Genomic DNA, 1,099 nt, shown 5'->3' with positions numbered 1-1,099 from the left:
CTAGGAATGTCCTGAAGATCTTGCTGGGTGAGTCGGCATGAGCTGGCTCACCCTCTTGTCATGGGGTGATCGGGGCGAGATTCCAGGTGCCGCTGGTGTAGGTGAGTCCGAGGGTGATCAGGCGGCGGAGGTTGAGGGCGGCGGCGCGGTGGTGGAGCCAGCGGTCGTTGGCGGCGGTGCCGCGGTAGCGCAGGCGGCGGTTGCCTTTGGTGACCAGCCAGGCCACGGCGCGCTCCACCATGGGCCGCCAGCGGCGGTAGTCATCCTGCCAGGCAGGATCGGTGGCGGCCTGGTGCCGGGCGGCGGCCTGCAGCTGGTGGTGCGGGCGGATGGTCACCACACGGGCGGTCTTGGCGGTGGTGCACCGATCGCGCAGCGGGCAGGCAGCGCATAAGCCGGTGAAGGTGGCGCGGCGTTGCTGGTAGCGGCCACCTGATGCGGCCAGCGGGACGGTGTGGCCGGCGGGACAGGTGACCGTGCCGCCAGCGGTGTCGATGGCGAAGTCGTCCAGGGTGAACCCGCCAATCACGGCGGGCTTCAGCGCGGGCGGTTTGATCAGCAGCCGGTGCCCGGCGGCGGCCAGGGCGGCACGTAGTTCGACGGCGGCGTAGGCGGCATCGGCCAAGACCTGCAGCGGCCCGTGCTCACCGGCCAGCAGGCCGGGGGCGACGGCGCTCTCATGGTGGGCGGCTCCGGCACCGGGGCGCAGGGCCACGGCGGTGAACAGGCCGGTCTCCGGCTCAACAGCCAGGTGGGCCTTGTAGCCGTCGTCACGCTGCTGCCGGCTCTTGTGGATGTGGCGGGCCTCGGCATCGACGGTGGAGATGATGCGATCAGGTGCGGTGCGGCGGGCGATCCGCCACCGTCCGTCGGTGCCATCAGAGCCGTCGGCGGGCTCAACGTCCTGGCCGGCGATCAGGGCCAGCAGCCCGATCGCCTGCTCGGCCGCCTCGTCCAGATGCCGGCCACTCAGCTGATCGAGCAGAGCGAGCGCGTCGGTGACCAGCCCGCTGACCAGGGCGTTCTTGGCCTCCTCATCGTCCCAGGCGATCTTCGGCTTGCCCGGGTCGGTGTAGTCATGAGCATGGCAGTGCGCCGC

Annotated in this window: 1 protein-coding gene; it reads right to left on the bottom strand. The window is 71.1% G+C overall.

Annotated features, from left to right (window positions below; genetic code table 11):
* Window positions 1–58: 58 nt before the first annotated feature.
* The coding region (locus AB0I79_RS63320) for a transposase (protein ID WP_357896402.1) at window positions 59–1,099 on the bottom strand (1,041 nt) is incomplete at its 5' end.

This window comes from Nonomuraea sp. NPDC050202 (assembly GCF_040656115.1).
In the GTDB taxonomy this organism is placed as follows: domain Bacteria; phylum Actinomycetota; class Actinomycetes; order Streptosporangiales; family Streptosporangiaceae; genus Nonomuraea.
The sequence above is the reverse complement of the archived record's forward strand: the minus strand, read 5'-3'. Positions and strand labels throughout refer to the sequence as shown.